Below are 22102 nucleotides of genomic sequence, written 5' to 3' on the forward strand. Positions count from 1 at the left end.
TATGCCATGCCGCTGGTCACGGCCCCGGCGGTGATGGTTATCGACATTCCTCCGCACCTTGCCGGACAGGGCCTCGCGCTCGATCGCTACTATATCGTCATGATCGAGACCAACGAAGAACTTGCTGCGTTCGAAGCATTCCTCACCGCCGACCGGGACGCCCTGCGATTGCCCGATCTCCTCGATCGCAAACCCAGTTGCCGCGAAGCCAGAGCGATCGGCTTCTTCGAGTTCGCGCCTCCCGAACCGGGCTGGCCATGGATCCTGCTTTGCCACTGGCCGCGGCGCTTTGCACAGCTGTTTGGCGCCGACCCCGATGCTCTCGCGCGCGACGCCTATTCGATGGAGGCGTTTGAGGATCGGGATAGCCTGCAATCGGCGTTGAAAGCGCACATTGCTGTGTTCGGCGACCTGGCGAGCGTCAAGATCATTCCACCACTGCCCGGCACAGCCGGGCGAGCATGATTGTGCCGCCGGACATCCAACTATGGACTTTCTAATATGGTCATCCTATATGACCAGTCAGAAAACATGACCAGAAAGGCCCGCCCCATGCGTGCTGAAACTTACGGCGCAGCCGATTTCAAGACCAACTGCCTCGCGATCCTGGACCGCCTTGCACGCCGCGATCTCGATCAGGTGACGATCACCAAGCGCGGCCGCACCGTTGCGGTGCTGACGCCGCCACCCAGCTCGGCCGAGGCGGTCGAAATGCTGCATGGCTTCATGCGCGGCTCCGTTGCGGTTCCCGAAGGGGTGGATCTGCTTTCGCCCATTCTCGACGAGCCGCTGAGCGCCAGCGACGGCAAGCTGCACCAGTGACGAAGCGGAAGAAGGCCGGGCCGGCGCCCAGCGCCGTGCTGCTGGATACATGCGCGGTCATCTGGCTCGCCAACGGCGATCCGATGCCCGCCGATGTTCTGGCGGCGATCTCGCATGCGGCGCTCGCGGACGGCGTATTCGTCTCTCCCGCGTCCGCGTGGGAGGTCGGATTGTTGAGCCGCGCCCGCGGCGAGAAGCAGCCTGCCGTCTCTTTCCTGCCCGACCCTCAGAGCTGGTTCGCCCGCTTCATGGGCGGGCCGGGGATCAGAGAAGCGCCGCTTCTTCCCGAGATCGCCATCGCATCTTCGCATCTGCCCGAGCCGCTACATGGCGATCCAGCCGACAGGTTCATCATCGCGACAGCCCGTCATCATCAGATTCCGGTCGTTACGCGGGACGGCAAGATCATCGACTATGCCGCACAGGGGCACATCGACGTGATTGCCTGCTGATCAGCACGGCCTGCTAACACTCAGGTCCCTTCGAGAAGCCGCTCTCGCGCCAGATCGAGCGCATGCGACAGGCGGAATGCCACCACCTGGTCCTTCGGATCGACGAGGCACTCGAGCGCTGCCTCCATGTGCTTGATGGCGTTTTCCAATCGAGGTTCTTCGTCCGTCATGATTGCTCTCCGCTAAACCGCGCTCAGTCGGCTGGCACCCTCCATAAGGAGGATGCCGGCCCCTGAGCCGGACGAGTCGAAAACGCGAACAATAGGACGCGTGCCTGATCTTTAGCCGGAGCCTGGACATAATACAGGCCATCCGGCCGCAAAGGCATGCAGCCGACTCTATTGTTCGGAGTTTCGACGCTCCGGCCCGCCACCGGCGGACGCACATCCTCTAGCCCGATCAGGCAGCAGCTGCCAATCGGTTCGTTGCGAAATTGCCGGAGGTCGAGATCAGGTGTGCGGGTTCAGCGCGTCGACAGACGTGCCGCTTCGACCGGACGATACATGTCCGCGCGATTGCGCATCAGGCCGGTGAGCCAGACGAGGTCGCTTGCGGCATCAGCCAGAGGCAGCTCGGCCACCGCATGGAACAGACCGCGCTGGTAGGGCGAGGCACGATCTAGGATCCCGGCGAGACGCTCGCGCGCGGGACTGTCCGGATCGGTGATGTCCGCATTGTCTTCGCGAGCCGCCTCGAGAAAGGTTTCGGCCAGCTCCTGGACTTCGTAGTAGCCCGAATCCAGACCTTCCCCAAGGGCGATGGCCGCGATCTGGCTGCGCACGCCCGGAAGATCGGGATCATTGACCGCATCGATCAAAGGCAGATTGAAATCGAAACCGGCGAGATAGTCCGCGATCATGGGGAGATATCCTTTCTCCCATTTACTAGAACATAGGAGGAACGTATTCAAGCCCCAAACCTCTTGAGGTACGACAGGACTATCATCATGCTTTCTTCTTCCGCATGGGCCGCCCGCACCGGCCGTCATCCCGCGCCGTGATCATGGCGGCCGCGCCCCTACGCCTCCATGGCCATCTGCGCCGCAACGCGCGCGGGTTCCTCCTCGAAATGGACGACGGCCACGTCTGGCGGCTCAAGGGCGCGCAGGATTTCCCGCCGCTTCTGGACACCGCCGTCATCGTCGAGGCACGCAAGGCCAGCAGCAGCCTCCTCGACGTTCTCTGGCTCGGGCCAGCGTAGCGGTCCCAGCGGCGCGCTGCGTTCTACCCCTCCGGCGTCGCGTTTGTGGCGAGGGCCAGCGGACCTCGGCGAGGACGCCTCGGCCCGCAATCAGCGTCGGACGAGGTCTGTCATCCCATCCTGCGCCGCCCTCGCAGGGTCTCGGCGTGCCAGGGCTGGTCCGGGCAAGCAAGGGCTGCCTCCACCCAAGCTCCGGTAGAAGAAAATGGGCCTGCCGACAGGATTATCTGATCCAAAGGGGTCGGCAGGCCCATTTTCTTCAACCTCCACTAGGGCGCAGCGCGACGTCCCTTGCTTGCCCGGACCAGCCCTGACCCTTGAGCCCCGGCGACGGCGGCTCCGGATGGGATGACAGACAGGCCCCGTCGCGTCCTCCGCTGATCAGGAAGGAATGGCTTCGCCATGCTTTTCTTTGTTCGGGCCGCTACCGCGGCCATTTTCTTGGCTCTGGCTCACCAAATAGGATGAAATTCTGTCAAGAAAACAATGCGATATACTCAATAAAGGGGAGGGGGTATAAGTATAAGTGCAGATGGGGATTGGCCCCGGACGCACTTATAGGAGTAAAGGCAATGAATATCGGTGAGTTTAACTTGAAGAAGGGCCGTGTCGTCGGGTGGATTGCTACCCGCGCAATCGACCTGCCCAAGCTGGCCTTGCGTCCGGTGGAAAGCGAAAACGAACTGGCCCCCGCTTATGAGATCATCGCTCCCAATGTCGGCGGCCGCGTCGTGCAAGTCGGCGCGCTCTGGGAAGCCGTCGCCAAGCGGACCGGCGAAGTCTTCTATCAAGGCAATGTCGATGATCCTTCCATGCCCGAAGCACTGCCTATCGCGCTTTTCGGCTCGATTGAGGAAGGCTTCCGCGTGGCATGGCGCAGGCAGGAACGCGACGATTTTGGACCTGCCGTCCGCACGTCGCGCAACGATGCGCCTTCCGGTCCCAGCCGTGGCGACGATTACGGCTTCGGGGACAGCACAGCCAATGAAAACGGCGAACTGTCCAGCCAAAGCGCCGCCGCCGATCTGGACGATGAAGTCCAGTTCTAGGCGCTAGGCCAAGACGGGCCGGGGGGGCGCTGGAACGCTTCCCCGGACCCTGACCGATCATCGAGCATCAGGAGTCACACCCATGAGCAAGAAATCAGCTAGAAAGGCCGTTAGCACATTTGCCGACTTGCCGGAACTTATCGCGGAGGAAACCGCAACGCCCGAATTTGAAGCGTCGTTCGGAGACCCGATGCCGCTTTCGATCATCGAGCACGGCGACGAACCGGGCGAACATGACATGCCCGAACCGTTCGCCGCGCAGAAGACTTGCGGCGAGCTTATGACCTCGCTCTATCTCCTCTTGACGGACACGCGGCTTGACCCGCTCGCCCCGGATATTGCTTGGGGCATCGTCAATTCCTTCCACTTTGTCGCCGGAACACTGCAACGGCGCGAGGATAGCTTGGCCGATAAAATCCGCGACATGACGCGGCGCATGGAACCGGGCGAGGTATTCAACAAGGAACTGGAGGATTTGCAGCTTCAATGCCAATCCGTCATTGAACAGCGCGCCGCCGTGGAAACCATGCGCGACTATGCCGCCGCCATGTATCGCGCTTGCTGGCGCAAGGCTTGGTCCCCTAGCAAGGGCAGCAAGGCGTCATCCGTCACGACCGCAAGCTATATCAGCGCGGTTGACTTCCTGCGCGAACGCGCCCTTGCCAAGCGCGAGAAATACCAGCCCGACGGCCTAGTCGTCGTGTCTTCCGGCCCCGCTATCTGGGACGACTGGCAACCGATCTGGACCACGATGAGCGCAATCAAGCAGCGGACGCCGCGAATGGTTGTCGTCACCACGGGACAGCGCACGGGATGGGATGCCATCGTTGCGGCATGGTGCGCGCGTGAAGGCGTGCCCTTGGTCGCCTATGCTCTAACCGGACGTGGCAAGGCAGCGTTCGCCCGCAACCGCAAGATTGGCGAACTCGACATTTCCGAAGCCGTGCTAGGCGAAGGATCGGGCATACAGGCGAACCTCTATCAGATGCTCCGCAAGAAAGGCGTTCCTATTCACGCCTTCCGCAAGCCCGCCGATGCCCCCAAGCCGCGCAAGCCGGAGGCATCTGGCGAATATTCCTTCAGGCGAGCGCGGCGCTACGCCTGACACGAGACGGCGCGGCGCTTCCCCCAAGCGCCGCGCCACCCATCACAGCAGACCCGCCAAGGCTGGCGCGCTTTCCAGCGCGCTGGCCTTTTTTCGTGCCCCCGGCCGCCGCCGCGCCTGACGGCGCGGCGGCGGGGGAACCCGAACAGGAGGGAGGCGCCGACAGCCTCACGCCCCCACGGAGGAACCGACAGCCGCGCCGCCATCCCCCTTCGCAGGCAATGACGCGGCTGGCGATTTCCCCGAGCGGGCGGCATCGGACACAGCCGACGCCCCCTTGAGCGCAGCCAGCGCGGCAGCGCCGCCGAGCCGCAGCACATGGCCGACCAGATCGCGAAACTCGCGTTCGGTTACCTGCAAATCCTCGACCGGCAGCGCCGTGACGATCGCCGCATAGCGATCACGCAGCCGCTTGCGCGTTGCGGCGATCTCACCGGCAAGCTTTTTCTCGCGCTCGACCAGATCGGCGAGCTTATCGCGTTCAGACATTTTCGGCATGACCAGTTTCCTTGTTCAGGCTGGCCCGCTCGTCACGCCCGCCTTGTCGCACAGGCGCACCCGCGCCACAAGCGACCCCGCCGCCAAGCGCGGCCAAACTCCCCCACATCGACCGACACCGCATAGGGTGCGCCCGGCAGCGGTAGAGAAGACGCAGCGACGCCGTCGCTGCGAGGCAAGCGACGCACTCGCTTCGCGGTTTGTATTGCACCGTACGCACGGGTGCTGTGGCCAGAAACGGCCCTGAAATCAAATGCTTCCGTTGGCAGACGCGTCAGCCAGAATGCACTTTATTTGGCTGACGCGTCTGCCACCTCAGAAAATCTCCTCTCGAAACCCCAGCATTTCCGCGGCTTTCGGCTGGCAGACACGTCTGCCACGCCGATTTTATTGTGATTCCCGCCCGTCCGCGCTATATTGTCCGCGCGTCGTGACCTCCTTGCGAAGCTCCATTGGAGCATCGCCTTGGCAAGGGTCACAATCCGGATCGACGATGCCCTTTACGAGCGGCTGCAACGTCGCGCTCGTAAAGTTGGCGTCAGCGTCGCCGAACTCCTCCGTCCCGCGATCGACCAGGCAGCTGATCCCCGCAGCGGCTACGTTTATACGACGCAGGACGAAATCCTTTCCTGCGTCCTGCAGACGCTCTCGATCGTCGCCGCATCGGTGCGGCGCCGTTCGCCCGAAACGCTCGAGCAGGGCATGGCCGACGCCAAGGCGCTGCTCGAAGCGAAGGGCCTGCTCGGGCCGGAGCAGCAACCATGAATCGGCGCGGCAATCCCCCCGTCGCGAGCGTGCGGCGTGCGTCCCGGTCCCCCCTTCCTGGAGTCCGTTCGGCCGTATCTCACCCTGATCGGGGGAGCGCCCGGCCATGAGCATCTTCCGCAACGATACCCTTGGTAGCTGGACGCGCGGCGGCCAGGCCATCGTCCACAATGTGAGGATGACCACCCAGGTCTTTTTCCAGACGGTGATCGCCGGGATCGTGCTGTGGGCGATGGGCACCGGCTGGTATGCCTTCGAGAAGTCGAACGAGTATCAGCGCTTCGTGCTGGTCAAGATGGCAGAAGCCAGCTTCAAGGCCGATACGGCGCGGGGGACCAGCGACCCGCTGCTGTTCCGTACCCCTGACGGCCTGCAATACTGGACCTCCGCCGACGCCCTGCTCGAATCCAACATCGGCAAGCAGTCGCTCCTCAAGCTGGAAAAAGACCTCATCCACGGGGCTGCCATCGCCGGTCTCGGCGCCCTGGCGGCGCTCGTATTCGCCTGGTTCTATTTTACCCGCACAGGGCGGGGCCTCGGGTCCAACGAATATCTGCGCGGCGCCCGCTTCGGGACGATTTCCGAAGTCCGCCGTGCGCTCCGGGGGCAGAAGAAGGGCTCTCTCACCATCGGCGGTATCGCCGTGCCCGATGCCTTCGAACCGGAGCATATCCTGCTGGTCGGCGCTCCCGGAACGGGCAAGACCAACCTCATCACCACCATGCTCGAAGGTGTTCGTAAGGCGGGAAAACGGGCGATCGTCTATGACACCGCCGGGAGCTTCGTCGAGAAGTTCTATCGGCCCGGCACGGACATCCTGCTCAATCCCCTCGACCGGCGCACCGACATCTGGAGCCCCTGGGTCGATGTCCCGCAGGAATATCACTACGACCAGATCGCGGAATCGACGATCCCTGACAAGCTCGGCGATCCCTTCTGGTCGAAAGCGGCGCGAGGCACACTGGTTGCGGTCCTGCGCAAGCTCGCCCGGCAGAAGCACACCCTGATCTCGGTTCTGCTCGACCGGGTGTTGCGCTCCCCGCTCGCGGATCTCGCCGCCTATGTGAAGGGCACCGATGCCGCCGCCTTCATCTCCGCCGAAGGGGAACGCACCTCGGCCGGCGTCCAGGCTGAGCTTGCCTCGGTCATGCGCAGCTTCGCCTATCTCGACGATACCGAGGACGGCTTCTCGATTCGCAAATGGGTCGAGAACGAGAAGGACGACAGCTGGCTGTTCGTCACCGTCAAGGCCGACCAGCTTCCCTCGCTGCGTCCCCTGATAACGGTTTGGCTCGACATCGCGATCAGCGCGATCATGAGCCTGACGCCCGATCGTGAGCGGCGGCTCTATTGCGTGATCGACGAGCTGCCCACGCTCCAGAAGCTCCCCAGCCTCTCCGACTTCCTTGCCCGCGCGCGCAAATATGGCGGCTGCGGCATATTGGGCTTCCAGTCCTATCCCCAGCTCAACGCGACCTATGGCAAGGAGGATGCAGCCGCGATCACCGGCTACTGCTCGACCTGGGTGGCGCTCCGCGCGAACGATACCGACACGGCGGAGCTGGTCTCCAAGAATCTCGGCCGGGTTGAGCAGGTCGAGGCGAACGAGGGCATGTCCTATGGCGTGAACGACATGCGCGATGGCGTGAACCTGTCGCGCATGCAGGTGACCCGTCCGCTGGTGATGGACACCGAGGTCAACCATTTGCCCAACCTGTCAGGCTTCCTCCGGTTCGGCCGCAATCTCCCCGTCGTCCGCTTCACCGATCGCTTCAATCCGCTCCCCAGCGTCGCGCCCGCTTTCGTCGAGCGGACCGATCCCCCCAAGCGCCTGCCGCTCGGCAAGGCCATTATCTCCCAGGCATGGGCACGGCGCCGCGCGATCCAGGCGCAGCAGGCGGCGGCACGGCAAGGGCAGGCTCCCGTTCCACCTGCCGTGCCGGGCGCGTCGCCATCCCCCGAGAAACCGCAGGGCGATCTTTTCTCCCACCCGAAGAGGCCCCCTGCCTCCGACGAGGCGGTCGGCGTTCCCCGTCCCGAAGAGGCCGCGCCGCAGGAAGAGGCGTTCGTGCCGCCGGAGCACGTCGAGCCCGACATGGCGGATGATGTTTCGCCGGTCGCCGATCCCGGAGACGAGGAGAATGTGGTCGCAACGCCCGTCACCCTGCTGGGTGCGACGCGCGGCACTATCCGCGTATCGCTTGCCAGCCATGGCCGGGCCGAAGGCCCGCGCGAGAAGGCCAAGCCGGCATGATCCATCCCCGCCGCCTCAAGGGTACGCCCGCCAATATCGCCCGATACTATACAATCGGAGATTATTATACCAAGGGCGGCAACGAGCCGTCCGAATGGGGTGGCAAGCTTGCCCCCAGCCTCGGCCTGTCGGGACCTGTCGACCCCAAGCAGTTCGAGGAACTGCTCGGCGGGAAGGTCGGCGACCAGCAGCTCGGCCGCCGCCGCAAGGAAGGCATTCAGCACCATCCGGGCTGGGACTTCACGATCAGCGCCCCCAAGTCGATCTCGATCCTGGCGCTGGTGACGGGCGAGGAGCGGATTCTTGCCGCGCATGAACGGGCGGTCGGTGTTGCGCTCGCCTATGCCGAGGAACATGCCGAACTCCGCCGCCGCGTAGAGGGCGAGATCGTCCATGAGACGACAGGCCGGCTGCTGTTCGCGCGCTTTACCGAGCATGCGAGCCGCGAGGGCGACCCGCACCTGCATACTCATGTCGTCGTCCTCAACATGACCAATCATCTCAATGGCGACCGCATGTCGAGCCTCGAGACGCGCTCGATGTATGCCGAGCAGATCGTCATGGGCCAGATCTATCGCAACGAGATTGCCCGTGATGTGCGCGAGATGGGTCACGAGATCATTTTCGATCCGCGCAAGGGACTGTTCGAGGTCGAGGGCATCCCCGGCCAGCTCATCCACGACTATTCGCAGCGCGCCGAGCAGATCAACGCCCATGCCGCGGAACATGGCTACGAGGGACAGGCGATGCGCCGCGTCTCTTTCTTTGCGACGCGCAAGGCTAAGGAGAAGGTCGGGCTAGACGACTTGCACGCCCAATGGCGGGCCCGGGCCGAGCCGTATCGCGAGGACCTCGACAAGCTCCAGGCTGTCGCCCGGGAGCGCGGTGAACAGACGATCGAGACCGACCCGCGTGTTGCCCGCCGCGCCGCGCTATTCGGCATCCGGCAGAGCGAGACGCGCGAAGCGGTCAACAATATCGGACGGCTCTATCGAATCGCGCTTGCATCGCATGTCGGCGAGGTCCGCTTCGGCGACGTGCGGCCGCTGTTCGACACGCAGGAAGCCAACCGAAAGCTGTTCGTCACCCTCCGGCAGACGGGCGATCAGCCGCTCCCGCGCGGACGGACCTCGCGCCGGACCGCCAAACTCGAACTGGCGATGTCCGAACATATTTCGCTCGCGATGCGCGATGCCTCTCCGGCCGCGAGCCGCGAGCGTCTCGCCGAAGTCGCCGCGGCGCAGGGCCTCAACGCCGAACAAACCGCGGCGCTGATCGCGATCGGCAGCGGCATCAACCGGGCGGTCGGCGTCCATGGCGCTGGCGGCGTCGGCAAATCGACCCTGGTCCGCGCGCTGGTCGAGGCGACACGCGACGATCATATCGCCATCGCGCTTGCGCCGACTTCCTCGGCGGCAGCCGAACTCGGACGCAAGGCAGGGATCGAATCGCGCACACTCGCCTCGCTTCTTGCGAGCGGCGGGCATGGCATCACCGACAGGCACATTCTCGTGTTGGACGAGGCGGGCCAGCTTGGTAACCGGCAGGCGCTGCGCGTGCTGGAGATCAGCCGCGCCACCGGCGCGCGCCTCATATTTCTCGGCGACAACAAGCAGACCGGCGCCATCGAACAGGGCAAGGCATATTGGCTACTCCAGCAACTGGGCCTGCCGACCAGTCAGCTCAAGGAAGCTATGCGCCAGAAAACCGGCTCCACGCAGGAGGCCGCCGACCTCGCGCGCAAGGGTGACTATGCCGCCTCGCTTGCCGCCCTCGACCGCGTGACGACGGGCGCCAGCGCGGAGGAACTCGCCAAGAGCATGGTCGCCGAATGGACCCGCCTCAAACCGGAGATGCGGGCCGACACCAATATCCTCGTTCTCGACAATGCGACCCGGCTGACCGTCAACAGCCATATCCGCGAGGTGCTGAGGCGCGAGGGCACGGTCGCGGCGGAAGAGCATCGGCTCGAAGTGCTGACGCCGGCCGGGATGACCGATCAGGAAAAGCAGATGGCGCGCTTCTACCGCGAAGGCCAGGTGCTCAAGTTTTCACGCGAAAATCCGGGGCTGGGGATCGCGCGCGACGTCGATTATCGCGTCGTGGGAATCGGCCGGAACAACCAGGGCCGCCAGGTCGTGCGGCTGGCCGACGAGCATGGCCGCATCGTCGAATGGCGGCCGGGGCTCGGCAAGGCGGCCCATGTCAACGTGTTCCTGACCGAGAACCGCCAGATCGCCCAGGGCGACCGTATCCAGTGGCGGCTCCTCAACAAGGAGATCGACGTCAAGAACGCCGAGCGCGGCACCGTGCTGGCCCTCGACGGCAATGTCGCGACCATCAAATGGGACCGGGGCGAGCGCGTCCAGCAGGTCGACCTCTCGGTTCACCGGACCTGGGATCATGGCTATGCCGAGACCGTCTATTCGGCGCAGTCCAAGACCTATGCCCGCGTCTATGTACTCGCCCCGGTGGAATCCGGTCTGGTCAACGGCCAGAACTATTACACAGCGATCACCCGCGCCGCCTATGGCGTGAAGCTCTGGACCGAGAACCAGGAGCGCCTCGCGGCCAAGCTCGCTTCGCGCTCGGGCGAGAAGACTTCCTCGCTCGAAGGCCTCGGCCAGATCAAGGCTGACAGCCACAAGGTTCGCGGCGCGCGGCACAAGGACCGACACGACCGCTCCCGTGAGGCCAATGCGCGCGAGCGGGACGCCCGCAAGGTCGAGCGGGAGCAGCGCGAACAGGAGCGCCAGGAGCGCGAAGAACGTCCGCGTGGCTTTGCGGAGATCCTTGCGGGCCGCGCGCAGGGGGCCGCTTCGCTGGTCGACCGCTTCCTGCGCGGCACCATAGAGCGCGATCGTGCCCGCGCGGCGCACACTCCCGACCGCACCGACGCCCCCGAGCCCGTCCACCAGCCTGAGCCCCAACCGCAGCATGACCACGGCGGTCATGGCGGCGGACACGACCGATAGGAGAGTCCCTCATGAATCTGAATCTTGTTTTGCTTCTAATCCTCGGTGCAGCGTTCCTGGCGCTAGTCTTCCGCCACTATCGCATCCCGATCCGCCATCGCTGGCGACGGCGGCAGGCGCGCACGATGTGCGAGCAACTGCGCGGACGCGACCGCGACCAGCCTGCCGGAATCCATTATGCGCGCCTGCGCGCCATGGACCCGCTTGCATTCGAAGAACTGCTGTTGGAGGCTTTCGAGCGGCGCGGCTATCGGGTCATCCGCAATCGCCGCTATACTGGCGATGGCGGCGTCGATGGCGAGGTCATCATCGACGGCGAACACTGGCTGATCCAGGCAAAACGCTATCGGGACGCCATCAAGCCCGAGCATGTGTGGAACTTCGCGCAGCTTTGCGCGACCCGCCGGCGGCGCGGCTTGTTCATTCATACCGGCCGCACCGGCGGGATGAGCCGCGCAGTCGTCGATCGCGCCACCGGCATCGAGATTGTGTCGGGACAGCGGCTTCTCGCCCTGCTGACCGGAGCGCCGTTCTACCCGGAACCGCCGCCGCAACGCTTTCCTGTTGGTTCGGGCCGTTCCGGCCATGGCGATCGAGCGCCGCAATGAGCGTGGATCGATCACGGTGCGCTCGCTTACCGATCGCTAGGAGAATGCTCGCGGGTATCGCGATTCTGTCCGCTGCGCTGACGTCGACGCCCGCTGTGGCGAAGCGTGCCGCGCCCGGCGAGGCGGCGGAGATCGCCCGCTGCATTCGCATCGCTGCGCGCGGGCATAGCTGGCTCGAGAAAACTCTTTGGGGCCTGCGCGAGCAGGAAGCAGGCTGGATCGGGGCGCAGATCGCCAACACCAACGGCACGCACGACCTGGGGCCGCTCCAGATCAACACATGGTGGGTGCCGCGCGTCGCGCGTCTGATCAACAGGCCCGAACATCAGGTTCGGCACTGGCTGCGATACGATGCCTGCTTCAATGCTGAAGCCGCGCGCTGGATTTTCCTGTCGGGCCTGGAGTCGACTGACGACTATTGGAAAGCGGTCGGCGTCTATCACAGCCCCACCGCTTGGCGGCAGCGTACCTATGCCGCAAAGGTTGCGACCCATATGCGCGCCAAGTTCGGCCCGGATGTTTTCACAGCGAGGAGTCGATAGCAACAAAAACTCGATTCGCCGATTGCGACGAGCTTGCGGGATTTCTGTTATCTCGCAGCAGCGAGTGATGTTCCCATCATTCTGTGTGTGAAACACCAGCCGTAGGAATTGCCACCGAAGGAAGCCACGGGCTGTCTCCAGTCTGCACGATTTCGGCAACTTGCTCTCTTAACCATTGATGCATTGGGTCGTTGCGCTGGACCGCAGACCAGAACGCGCAGACATCGAGTTGTGGAAAAGGAATGGGGAGTTCGAAAACGTCGATAGGGATATGGTCGGCGAACCACTTCGCAACGTGGCGCTGCACCAACGCAACCGCGTCTGATTGTGCAACCAGCAAAGGCAACAAGGTAAATTGCGATACACGAAGCTGATCGGGATTGGTCCGACCTGGCAGCGCGCCATGAAGATAGCTGCTGTCGTCGAAGCGGCACGCAATCGACGGAAGACTATTCAATGATTCTAGCGACAATTCGCCCTTGAGCCGGGGGTGATCGCGCTTTGTAATGCAGACCCATTCCTCTCTGTAAATTTTCATCCAGTCCAGGCCTTCCTCATCAAAGGCCGAAGGGGGAATGACGCCCCGGGGAATGATAATGAAATCGACTTTCCCTTCCTCGAGATCGCGCCTGGTCACATACTGGATACTGATGAACTGGATCGTCGTGCGGGGGGCCAATGTGGATAGCCGCGTGATCAGCTGGTCGCCCAGCGCCAGAATGATGGTATCGCCGGTGGCTATGACGAATTCGCGCTCCACTGCGGCCGGTTCGAACGTTGCTGGGCGGAGAAGCTTGTCCAAATCTCCAAGAAGCTCATCAAGGCGCGGAGCGAGTGCAAGCGCGAGCGCTGTTGGAACCATTTTTCGGCCCACTCGCACTAGCAGTTCGTCATGGAACTGAGTCCGCAACCTCCCTAGAGCCTCGCTGACACCTGATTGTGTGAGGTTCAGGCTTTCGGCGGCCTTGGTTACGCTTCGCTGTCGAAGTAGCTCGCCCAGCACCGGCAAAAGGTTAAGATTGATTGCCCGCAGCGATTTTCCGGGATCCCTCAAATTTCTCATCCCCGCTCTCCTTCCACCGCGTGCATGGCGGGGAGCATATCACCATGAATGATGATATCCATCCGATTAATTTGTTTTATTGATTATACCGTAGCGCCTAAGATTGGTGCGAGAAACGGATCGGCCTGATCGGGCTGTTGCTGGAGAGGAAGACATATGAGCCTTTCAGAAAAGCTTATCGCGAGCGCGCGAGATATCGCTCCCATGGTCGAGAAAGAGGCCTACAACACAGACCGAAACCGCAAATTGAGCGATGCGGTAATCGACGCTTGTTGCGATGCCGGGCTGATGCAGATCCTGGTTCCCAAGATGTATGGCGGGCATGAACTGGATTACGCCACCATGGCTGCGGTGGTTTATGAATTCGGCCGCTATTGCACTTCGACCGCTTGGGTGATTTCCTTCTATATCGGCCACAATTACATCCACGCCCTATGGCCCAAACAGTTCCAGGATGAGGTCTTTGCCAACGGCCCCTGCGGGCTGACGCCGGGAACAATTGCGCCGAACTTTCGCCTGAAGCCGGTCGACGGGGGCTATATCGCCAGCGGCCTCAGCCAGTGGAATTCAGGCAGCTCACGCGCCGATTGGTTCCTCAACAGTGGCTTGGTCATGATCGATGGCAAACCGCAGCGGGCATTGGCCTTCATGGTTCCGGCGGCCGAGGTGGAGATCATTGACAATTGGGACATGGCGGGTATGCGGGGCACGTCTAGCGGTGACGCGAGGCTGAACGATGTGTTTGTCCCGCAACATCGCGTGGTTGAGGTGGCGGACCTGCTGAACGGGCAATCGCCCGGATCGAAGATTCACAGCAACCGTATCTACTCGTTGCCGATTCTGCCTTTCGTGCTGGGTGAGACGTTGCCGGTAATGGTGGGTGCCTATCGAGGCGCTGCGGATGTGTTCAAGAGGCTAACCGAAGACCGCTATTCAACCTTCACCTCGGCTAAGGTTCAAAACAAGCAGACGGCACAGATGCGAATTGGCCATGGCCAGGCCGGCGCCGCAATCGCAGAGACGTTATTGCAGGATTATGTCCGTTTCCTGGATACAATCGAGCCGAGTGAAATACAGGCCATTGAACGACGCGCGGAAGTTCGCGCGCGCGTGGGCATGATTGCCGACTATGTGTACAAGGGAATCAACGAGATGATGCTGGGGGCCGGTGGCGGCGCCTATCGGAACAGCTCACCCATGCAGCGATTTCTTCGGGACATGAATGTGTTGCGCGTTCACGGCTTCCTCGACACGGAAACGGCAACCGAAAACCTCGGTCGCGTTCAATTGGGTTTGGAACCAAACTGCCCCCTGTAATGGCAGGAGGGCCATTGCGCTGAGGGATCACATAGTCGCTGCTAGACCGACCATGGCGGCGCTTTCTCGCCATAGGCGATCTCGTGCTTCTATGCTTCGTGCAAGCTCCGAGGGATCGGGAAAGGTGAGCTGGCCGCGGACGAGCGAAGCATAAAGGCGATCGGGGGGCATCGAAATGCCGCCAAGCGCTAGTTGAGCCAATATTTCTCCGGCTCTTTCTGGTGTCCCTGGATAATATTGACTGCGAAAGTTGCTGAGCAGACGCAACAGCCCGTGCACCGGCAAACTCGCCATCGCGCGCTGAGTCCAGGTGGGCAAGCTGCGACTGAGCGACGTGCCGATGGTGAGGCCAGGATTGTAGGCGATCACATGGATGGAGCGCTTTTTGACGTCATCGAGCGCTACGATGGATCGCGCCGTTAGAAGATTGCAAAGCTTGGACGCAGGATAAGCGCGAAAGTCCGTCGCGCCGTTCGCCTTTGGATATGCCAGCATCTGCGGCTCAAGCATTGTCGGGGCCAATCGCGTGATCGCTGGATCGTGCGTATCGCTCGTGGTGATCACCAGACGGCTGCCAGGCGCCATAGACGGCAGCAATAGGCGCGCCAGCAGATAATGCGCGAGATGATTGACCGCGAAGGTCGTCTCAAAGCCGTCAGCGCTTTTTGGGATCTTGGCGGATGGCATGATGGCGCCATTGAGCAACAGCATGTCGATCTGCTTGCCGCCGAGTTGCCGCTTCACCTCACTGGCAAACGTGCGGACGCTGGCGAGCGAAGAGAGATCGAGGGGAACCGCCTCAGTGCCGATTGGACCGCGCCATGCCATATCGCGCGCGCCCACAATGACACGTCCTGAGGCCGACGCGATCCTAGCCAGCGCATGCGCGCCGAGTCCGGCGGTCCCACCGGTCATGACAGCGATTTGATCAGGTCTGGACGTCATCATTTTGCCTCCATCAATAGGCTTCAAGCCATTCAACTCTACAGGCCCACATCACCACGGCTTGGCGATGCGCCACCGTATGACCGCAAGGGGCGGCTCCGCCTGGTGGTTTGCTCGGTGCTTGTGTTCATACGCGGCTGATACCGGCCATTGGGCGATTTCATCGAGCTGTTCCTATCCGCCATAACTAGTCATGATTGACTAGTCAATGATGACTAGTTATGGCGCAGAAAGAGCAAAGATTGACCAAGGTGTGGAGATGGCAAAGCGGGCGGTGAAGGCCAGGTCAAAGGAGAGGATTCCCGATGATCTCGATCACGTAGGAAAGCGCACGATCGTTGGCATTCGGGGCGCCACCCAGCGCGGAACCGCAACGCGGGCCCGCATTCTTAGAACGGCGATCGCCCTGCTAGGGGCGAGAGGCTCTGCGGCCACTAATACGCAGCTTGTTTCGGACATGTCGGGCGTAGCGCGCGGCTCCATCTTGCACCAATTTCCGACCCGACTCGACTTAATGGCGGGGGTATTTGAGTATGGAACGCAGGAGATGCTAGGGCATCTGCGGAAGCAGATCGCACGGTATCCAGCTCCCAGAGATCGGCTGGGAGCGCTGTTTAATATTTTGTGGGAAGTATCGAACAGCGAAGCTGGTTTGGCTGTTTCTGAAATCCAGGATGCCGCGCACTGGGATGAGGATCTTGGGCGCATCATCAACCCGCTTACGAGCACATTCCTGCCACGCATATTTTCCGAATTGGCCGAGGTCGCCTCGCAGGCAGGCATCAGCAAACCAGAAGCGTTGATGCCCAGTTTGGCGCTCATGCTCGCGGCCATGCGCGGCATTGTCATCGGTTCCCGCTTCAAGGGGACTGAGGAGCTGTATAGCTCTGCTCTTGAGCAGCAGCAGGCGTTTTGGGGTCTCGTAATTCAGAAATACTATAATGATTCTAAAATATAATAATTGATGATGAAATAATATAAGAAAACGGTAATATGGAGAGGGGCAATGAAGCAGAGAGTAGCACTCGTTTCGACGTGTTCCGTTATAACGGTAATGGCAAGCAGTGCCGCGTTCGCACAAACGCCACAAGCTGTGGATTCTGGATTGGCCGACATCATTGTTACCGCCCAGAAGCGATCTGAAAACGTTCTTAAGGTTCCTGCCGCGATCACAGCGGTGACTGGCGAACAACTCGAGGCCCGGCACGTGGGTTCGCTCGAGGAACTTCGAAAGATCGATCCCAGCTAAACTTTCGTGCCCTATTTTACATCTCAGACATCGGGCGCCTCAATTCGAGGCGTAGGGTCCACGCAAACCTTTTCTATCGTTGAGCAGAGTGTCGCGACTGTGGTTGACGGTGTCACGCTCTCCAACCCGTCGGCGATCAGTCTTTTGGGCGATCTTGAGAGCATCGAAATTCTGAAAGGTCCGCAGGGAATGTTGTTCGGAAAGAACGCATCCGCCGGTGTGATTAGCATCAACACGCGCGCGCCACAATTCGGTAAGTTCGAGGGTTTCGTCAACAGCACTTTGGGGTCGCGCGACGAGCGAACGATTAACAGCGCACTCAACATCCCAATTTCCGACTCCGCAGCCATCCGGCTCACTGCGGGATATCGCCACTTGGACGGAGCTATCGACCGGGCGCAGGATGGTAAATCGATCGATGAAGAAAATAGCTGGGCGGTGCGAGGGAAGCTGCGTTTACAGCCCACCGACGCTCTCGATATGACCTTGGGCGTCAGCTATAGCAAGTATACGCATTATTGCTGTTCGGCCAATTCGTGGCGTTTCCTCACGCCCGGGTCTCCCGCGGACATCGACTCCCAAGCATATGGGATCGTCCCCGGACCCAACAACACCAAGAGCAGTGTCGATTATCTGCCGACTGCATCTGGTGATACGCTGAACGCATCTCTCCTGATGAACTATGATCTGGGCGGATATAAGCTGACCTCCATTTCCGGCTATGAACGAACCCGAAATGATTTCACGATCGATGTCGACGGAACCGCGTTCGATGCCGGTCAGCCGATCGCCTTTAAAGATGAACAGTCGCGAAGCTTCTCGCAGGAACTTCGGTTATCTTCGCCCGTCGGCGGCCGGTTCGATTTCATCCTAGGAGGATATTATTACCACGCTGATCTTTCAAGGCCCTATCAACAATCCTTCGGACCGTTTCTGCGTGGCCTTCTGGAAACACAGGCCGGTTTGCCACCAGGCTTCTTTCCTCCATTCGTCTATTATCTCTCTCCGAAGGTCCAACTTACGAGTGTGGCGGGATTTTTCGAAGGAAATCTGCACCTGACGGACAAGTTCACCTTTACAGCGGGCGCCCGCTTCACCCATGACAGCGATCGGCTGGACATCAACGCGACGGTCGATCCGGTATTTCCCTATTGCGGCACGCTCTACGGATGCTTCGTGAGACCACGCGAAAGGGCGAAGCGGAATAATATTTCATGGCGCATCACCCCCCAGTTCAACATCACGCCGACAGTTATGATATACGCCAGTATCGCACGTGGATATAAAGGCCCGTGTTTTAATACGGCTACTGTAAACACCGTAGATCAGGATGTCGTCGTGATGCCTGAGAAGCCGCTGGCCATGGAGGTCGGCGTGAAGGCAAGGTTCCTTGATAACCGTATTCAGGTCGTTTTCGACTTGTTCCACACGAAATATAAGGGATATCAAGCGCAGGTCACTGAACTTCTGCCTTCTGGCCTCTATGGACAAGGACTTACCAATGGCGAGTTGACGACCAAAGGTGCGGAACTCTCCATTCTGGCGGAAGTCGCGCAGGGGCTGCGGCTGGGTGCGAACGCAAGTTATATCGATACCTATTATAATGATCTGCCGGGGGTGGTTTGCTACTTTGGACAGACCGATCCGTCCTGCGCCCTCCCGGGGAACGTCTATAATGCAAAGGGACATCCTTTGTTCGGCTCACCCAGATGGTCCTATTCGCTGTCGGCCGACTATGAGCGGCCGGGTTTCATCTCAGATCTAACCGGTACGGCCTCGCTGAACTGGCGGTGGAATAGCGAGGTGGGCGCCTCCAATTACCCCTCGCCATAGCGGCTGCTGTATGATTCATTGTTCCTGACGAGCGGGAGCGAAGATGCGGCAAGCTGGCCTTTTTGGACTATCCGACCACTTGAAGCGGCTGTCAGCCTTTGGCGATCCGCTGGAAGTGCTGGCGCAGGTAGTGGACTTCGAGGCGTTTCGACCGACGCTGGTGGCGGCGCTGGCCTATTCGGATGGTGCCAAGGGCGGTCGTCCGCCCTATGACCCGGTGACGATGCTGAAGGTTCTGGTGCTCGCGGCGCAGAACAACGTCAGCGACGCGCGCATGGAGTATCTGATCCGCGACCGGCTGAGCTGGTTGCGTTTCCTGGGCTTTGACCTTGGCGCGCCGACACCCGACGCCAACACTATCCGCGTGTTCCGGGAGCGGCTTACCGCCGACGGTGCACTCGACACCGTATTCGCCGACTTTGACCGGCAGTTGAAGGAGCGCGGCTATCTGCCGATGGGTGGGCAGATCGTCGATGCGACGCTGGTGGCGGCACCGAAGCAGAGGAACACCGAGGCTGAGAAGGCGGCGGTGAAGGAAGGCAAGAGCGCGGCCGAGATCTGGCCGGACGAGCCCGCCAAGGCGCGCCAGAAGGATACCGACGCCCGCTGGACGTTGAAGTTCGCCAAGGCGCGCCCGACTGCCGACGGCAGGCCGCAGCCGGACATCGCGATCCCGAGCTTCGGCTACAAGAGCAGCGTGTCGATCTGCCGCGCCTTCGGCTTCATCCGCAAGGGCAAGACTACCGATGGCGCGCGCTACGACGGGCGCATGCTCCGGGACGTGGTGACGGGCGACAACACCGCCTCCGACGTTTGGGCCGACACTGCCTACCGCAGTCAGGCGAACGAGAAATGGCTCAAGGCGCAAGGCCGGGTCAGCCGCATCCACCGCCGCAAGCCTAAGGGCAGGCCGATGCCCGAACATGTCCGGCGCGGCAATGCCACCAAGTCAAAGGTCCGCGCCCGCGTCGAGCATGTCTTTGCTCATCAGAAGGCGAAGATGGGTCTGTTCATTCGCACCATCGGCATTGCCCGCGCCGAGGCCAAGATCACGCTCGCCAACCTGGCGTTCAACATGCACCGGCTGATCTTCCACGAAACTCGTGCGGCGGAGGGATAGGTGCGCCTGGATGGCGCGAAAGCGCCATGCCATCCAAAGCCAAGCGGCCGAAATGACCGGAGATCCGGCAATCTCTGAGCCCGACCTCGCGCATCAGGCGTTCACAACGCCCGCACCGTCAAATCCGCCGGGTAAATGGAGGCGCCCAGGTTCCCCTTACGCAAAACGGGGATCCCAACGCGATCCAGCCCAGTTACGGAATCTTCGACGCATCCGTCGGCATCGGTCCCGCCGACGGCCGTTGGAACTTCTCGATCTATGGGCAGAATCTGTTCGATAAGCGCTTCGTCACAAACGTCTTTTTCGTTCAACTGCTCGGCGGACCGCAGGGATTGTTCCAGAATTTCAGTTCCGACTCGTTCCGTCGCTACGGCGTCAAGGCGAGTGTGCGGTTCTGAGACCTTGTGGCGCAGAGAATATGCGCAAAGCATGCGATGCTAATGATCTAATAAACGACAGGAGAGGGCCGTGGCAGAATATCAATTTCTTGTACTTAGCAATCCGATTTCCGGGCAGGAGCAGGAATTCAATCGATGGTATGACGAAGAGCATATCCCCAGCATTCTGACGGTCGAGGGCATGAAGGCGGCCATTCGCTATAAACGCGCGATCGACCTGGATGACAATGGCGGTTGGGAATATGTGGTTGTTTACCATATGGAAACCGATGATCTGCCGGGATTGATCGGCCGGATTGAGGCGGCTGCCGCCGCCGGGACGATCAGCACATCGCCTGCGCTTGATCTGCCCAACGCGGTTCGCGGGATTTACAAAAAAATGGGCTAGCCCGTAGGAACAAATGAGCGCGCCTGCGCTGTCATGAAATCCGTTTTTTGATGAGATGCGTTGGACTCAGGAAAGTCATCAGTCACGCATGCACCCGAGCGCTTCCACCAAGACGGACGCAACAAATATCTACATGGCGAAAGCCAGATCCACCGAATGGAGAGATAAGATTGTTTCGTATCGCGGCCTCTTTACTGGCGGTCCCCGCACTGATATTGTCGGCTTGCGGGCCGACCACGTCGTCCGAGGGTCAGTCGGATGCATCACAAACACCCGTCGAGCGCGGCCAATATCTGGTCTCCATCTCCGGATGTCATGACTGCCATACGGTGCGAGGCACGGAGCCGATCGGCAGCGCCGCGCGCCCCAATCTCGCAGGATCTGACTCGGAACTGCACATAAAAGGTCTGGGCGTGTTCGTTCCGCCCAATATCACCCCCGACCGAGAGACCGGACTTGGAGGGTGGACCGAGGAGCAGATCGCCGATGCGATCCAGAAGGGCTTGCGGCCGGATGGGCGGATTCTCTCGCCGGCCATGCCGTGGGAGCCTCTTTATTCCCACTTCACGAGGGAGGACGCCCTAGCGGTCGCGGCCTATCTGAAGAGTATCCCGGCAGTCCACAATCGAACGCCCGATCCGCGAGGGCCGGATGACACCGACGATCCGGCTTTCCTCAAAACTGTGCCACGGCGTGACCTGCCGCCGCCGCCCGACGGAAAATAAGTAACGGTGCATCGGAGTGCGGTCTCAAACAGCCAATTGAAAAAGCAAATATCGCGACGAGCAGATTGTAGTGAAGTGGAGAAAGACAATGGCTATCAAGATAAGTGAAAATGATGAGGTGCGCGATTTCATCGATTCCCAGATGTTCGTGCATTTTTCGACACTGATGAAGGACGGGTCGCCGCAGGTTTCACCAGTGGGACTCGATCGGGAAGGGGACCTTCTTCTGGTCAATTCCGCGGCGGGTACGCTCAAGGTGCGCAACGTGGAGCGGGATCCGCGCGTCGCCATCTCGATCCACGCACCGCATCCCTCAAGTTTCTGGTCTTACATGCTTATGCGGGGCCGCGTCGTGAAAGTGGAAGGTGGGGAGAAAGGCCTGGAGGGCCTGAACCGGACGATGATCAAGTCTTCCCGACTCGGGATGATGCCAAAGCTCGATGACGAGTCCAAGCAGGCGCTCGAATCCGAGAAAGGCGCTGCCGATGTCAAGGCCGCCGAAGACGGCCCGGAAGTGACCCATGAGGAGATTATGGGCGTGGAAGAGCGGGTGAACATGTTCATCGAAATTGATCATATTCACCACTTCCTGCTTGACGGCCGGGCACTGGTGGTCAGTTTGACAGAAGATGGCGAGCGGGCAAGCCCGCTCCCTGACCCCAATCGTCATAAGCTGTGGCATAAGGAAAAGCAGGCCTGAACCTACCGCGAACGAGCGGTGTGGCGCCGCCCGGCCAGAGCGGTGGTCGGGCGCGCGGTGGATTTGCACGGCGCGAATGAGAGAGATGGGCAAA

Annotated in this window: 24 protein-coding genes; 19 read left to right on the forward strand and 5 right to left on the reverse strand. The window is 61.2% G+C overall.

What is annotated here, in order from left to right:
• The first annotated feature begins 6 nt into the window (after nucleotides 1-6).
• The 3 genes from KFK14_RS06970 to KFK14_RS06980 all read left to right on the forward strand — a co-directional run bounded on the left by KFK14_RS06970 (nucleotide 7) and on the right by KFK14_RS06980 (nucleotide 1274).
• Nucleotides 7-465: a hypothetical protein gene (locus KFK14_RS06970; protein WP_021243943.1), complete on the forward strand. Its 459-nt coding sequence runs from the start codon at nucleotides 7-9 to the stop codon at nucleotides 463-465.
• 87 nt (nucleotides 466-552) lie between these two features.
• A complete protein-coding gene (locus KFK14_RS06975) occupies nucleotides 553-822 on the forward strand; it encodes a type II toxin-antitoxin system Phd/YefM family antitoxin (RefSeq protein ID WP_051187071.1) in 270 nt (89 codons plus the stop codon).
• Entirely contained in the window at nucleotides 819-1274 is a 456-nt protein-coding gene (locus KFK14_RS06980; protein ID WP_021243945.1) for a type II toxin-antitoxin system VapC family toxin, read from the forward strand. The genes KFK14_RS06975 and KFK14_RS06980 overlap by 4 nt, the downstream gene beginning before the upstream one ends.
• Before the next feature lie 20 nt (nucleotides 1275-1294).
• Here KFK14_RS06980 and KFK14_RS06985 read toward each other — a convergent pair whose 3' ends face one another.
• Together KFK14_RS06985 and KFK14_RS06990 are read right to left on the reverse strand one after the other, a co-directional pair.
• The gene (locus tag KFK14_RS06985; protein ID WP_021243946.1) at nucleotides 1295-1444 is read right to left on the reverse strand and encodes a hypothetical protein; all 150 of its coding nucleotides are present in this window, start codon (nucleotides 1442-1444) and stop codon (nucleotides 1295-1297) included.
• A 293-nt stretch (nucleotides 1445-1737) separates the two neighbouring features.
• Nucleotides 1738-2133 (reverse strand): hypothetical protein, encoded by a 396-nt coding sequence (locus KFK14_RS06990; RefSeq protein WP_021243947.1) that lies wholly within the window; start codon nucleotides 2131-2133, stop codon nucleotides 1738-1740.
• 143 nt (nucleotides 2134-2276) lie between these two features.
• Here KFK14_RS06990 and KFK14_RS06995 point away from each other — a divergent pair, with 143 nt between their 5' ends.
• The 3 genes from KFK14_RS06995 (at nucleotide 2277) to KFK14_RS07005 (ending at nucleotide 4628) form a co-directional block, all read left to right on the forward strand.
• A complete protein-coding gene (locus KFK14_RS06995; protein ID WP_142634077.1) occupies nucleotides 2277-2474 on the forward strand; it encodes a DUF5818 domain-containing protein in 198 nt (65 codons plus the stop codon).
• 572 nt (nucleotides 2475-3046) lie between these two features.
• Nucleotides 3047-3523, forward strand: coding sequence for a DUF736 domain-containing protein (locus KFK14_RS07000; RefSeq protein ID WP_212610367.1), 477 nt, complete (start codon nucleotides 3047-3049; stop codon nucleotides 3521-3523).
• An 82-nt stretch (nucleotides 3524-3605) separates the two neighbouring features.
• Nucleotides 3606-4628, forward strand: a complete 1023-nt coding sequence (locus tag KFK14_RS07005) for an SLOG family protein (protein ID WP_031290669.1) — start codon at nucleotides 3606-3608, stop codon at nucleotides 4626-4628.
• Between the two features lie 168 nt (nucleotides 4629-4796).
• Here the strand turns inward: KFK14_RS07005 and KFK14_RS07010 are convergent, their stop codons facing one another.
• Complete coding sequence (locus tag KFK14_RS07010) at nucleotides 4797-5126, reverse strand: hypothetical protein (RefSeq protein WP_212610368.1); 330 nt, start codon at nucleotides 5124-5126, stop codon at nucleotides 4797-4799.
• 465 nt (nucleotides 5127-5591) lie between these two features.
• On the opposite strand from KFK14_RS07010, the gene KFK14_RS07015 reads away from it, so the two are divergent.
• The 5 genes from KFK14_RS07015 to KFK14_RS07035 all read left to right on the forward strand — a co-directional run bounded on the left by KFK14_RS07015 (nucleotide 5592) and on the right by KFK14_RS07035 (nucleotide 12270).
• Nucleotides 5592-5891 carry a ribbon-helix-helix domain-containing protein gene (locus KFK14_RS07015; RefSeq protein ID WP_021243952.1) on the forward strand — a complete coding sequence of 100 codons (300 nt, stop codon included), beginning with the start codon at nucleotides 5592-5594 and terminating at the stop codon, nucleotides 5889-5891.
• 106 nt (nucleotides 5892-5997) lie between these two features.
• The gene (locus tag KFK14_RS07020) at nucleotides 5998-8145 is read left to right on the forward strand and encodes a type IV secretion system DNA-binding domain-containing protein (protein WP_059140293.1); all 2148 of its coding nucleotides are present in this window, start codon (nucleotides 5998-6000) and stop codon (nucleotides 8143-8145) included.
• A complete protein-coding gene (gene mobF, locus KFK14_RS07025; protein ID WP_212610369.1) occupies nucleotides 8142-11120 on the forward strand; it encodes a MobF family relaxase in 2979 nt (992 codons plus the stop codon). The genes KFK14_RS07020 and mobF overlap by 4 nt, the downstream gene beginning before the upstream one ends.
• Before the next feature lie 11 nt (nucleotides 11121-11131).
• Nucleotides 11132-11728, forward strand: a complete 597-nt coding sequence (locus tag KFK14_RS07030; RefSeq protein WP_246524947.1) for a restriction endonuclease — start codon at nucleotides 11132-11134, stop codon at nucleotides 11726-11728.
• 44 nt (nucleotides 11729-11772) lie between these two features.
• A complete protein-coding gene (locus KFK14_RS07035; protein WP_246524948.1) occupies nucleotides 11773-12270 on the forward strand; it encodes a lytic transglycosylase domain-containing protein in 498 nt (165 codons plus the stop codon).
• A gap of 76 nt (nucleotides 12271-12346) precedes the next feature.
• Here KFK14_RS07035 and KFK14_RS07040 read toward each other — a convergent pair whose 3' ends face one another.
• Nucleotides 12347-13333: a LysR family transcriptional regulator gene (locus KFK14_RS07040; protein WP_212610371.1), complete on the reverse strand. Its 987-nt coding sequence runs from the start codon at nucleotides 13331-13333 to the stop codon at nucleotides 12347-12349.
• A 156-nt stretch (nucleotides 13334-13489) separates the two neighbouring features.
• Here KFK14_RS07040 and KFK14_RS07045 point away from each other — a divergent pair, with 156 nt between their 5' ends.
• On the forward strand, nucleotides 13490-14650 hold the full coding sequence (locus KFK14_RS07045) for an acyl-CoA dehydrogenase family protein (protein ID WP_212610372.1): 1161 nt from the start codon (nucleotides 13490-13492) through the stop codon (nucleotides 14648-14650).
• A gap of 27 nt (nucleotides 14651-14677) precedes the next feature.
• Here KFK14_RS07045 and KFK14_RS07050 read toward each other — a convergent pair whose 3' ends face one another.
• Nucleotides 14678-15598, reverse strand: coding sequence for an SDR family NAD(P)-dependent oxidoreductase (locus tag KFK14_RS07050; protein ID WP_212610373.1), 921 nt, complete (start codon nucleotides 15596-15598; stop codon nucleotides 14678-14680).
• A gap of 205 nt (nucleotides 15599-15803) precedes the next feature.
• Between KFK14_RS07050 and KFK14_RS07055 the strand changes: the two genes are divergently transcribed.
• From KFK14_RS07055 to KFK14_RS07090, 7 genes are all read left to right on the forward strand, one after another.
• A complete protein-coding gene (locus KFK14_RS07055) occupies nucleotides 15804-16553 on the forward strand; it encodes a TetR/AcrR family transcriptional regulator (RefSeq protein WP_212610374.1) in 750 nt (249 codons plus the stop codon).
• Between the two features lie 48 nt (nucleotides 16554-16601).
• Nucleotides 16602-16844 carry a hypothetical protein gene (locus KFK14_RS07060; protein ID WP_212610375.1) on the forward strand — a complete coding sequence of 81 codons (243 nt, stop codon included), beginning with the start codon at nucleotides 16602-16604 and terminating at the stop codon, nucleotides 16842-16844.
• Between the two features lie 6 nt (nucleotides 16845-16850).
• Nucleotides 16851-18677, forward strand: a complete 1827-nt coding sequence (locus tag KFK14_RS07065; RefSeq protein ID WP_212610376.1) for a TonB-dependent receptor — start codon at nucleotides 16851-16853, stop codon at nucleotides 18675-18677.
• 43 nt (nucleotides 18678-18720) lie between these two features.
• Nucleotides 18721-19797, forward strand: a complete 1077-nt coding sequence (locus KFK14_RS07070; RefSeq protein ID WP_212610377.1) for an IS5 family transposase — start codon at nucleotides 18721-18723, stop codon at nucleotides 19795-19797.
• Nucleotides 19798-20265: 468 nt separating this feature from the next.
• Nucleotides 20266-20583, forward strand: coding sequence for a DUF4286 family protein (locus tag KFK14_RS07080; RefSeq protein WP_212610378.1), 318 nt, complete (start codon nucleotides 20266-20268; stop codon nucleotides 20581-20583).
• A 170-nt stretch (nucleotides 20584-20753) separates the two neighbouring features.
• A complete protein-coding gene (locus KFK14_RS07085) occupies nucleotides 20754-21308 on the forward strand; it encodes a c-type cytochrome (RefSeq protein ID WP_212610379.1) in 555 nt (184 codons plus the stop codon).
• An 88-nt stretch (nucleotides 21309-21396) separates the two neighbouring features.
• Nucleotides 21397-22008 (forward strand): pyridoxamine 5'-phosphate oxidase family protein, encoded by a 612-nt coding sequence (locus KFK14_RS07090; RefSeq protein WP_212610380.1) that lies wholly within the window; start codon nucleotides 21397-21399, stop codon nucleotides 22006-22008.
• Nucleotides 22009-22102 lie beyond the last annotated feature (94 nt).

The organism is Sphingobium phenoxybenzoativorans (assembly GCF_018286635.1).
Classification (GTDB): Bacteria; Pseudomonadota; Alphaproteobacteria; order Sphingomonadales; family Sphingomonadaceae; genus Sphingobium; species Sphingobium phenoxybenzoativorans.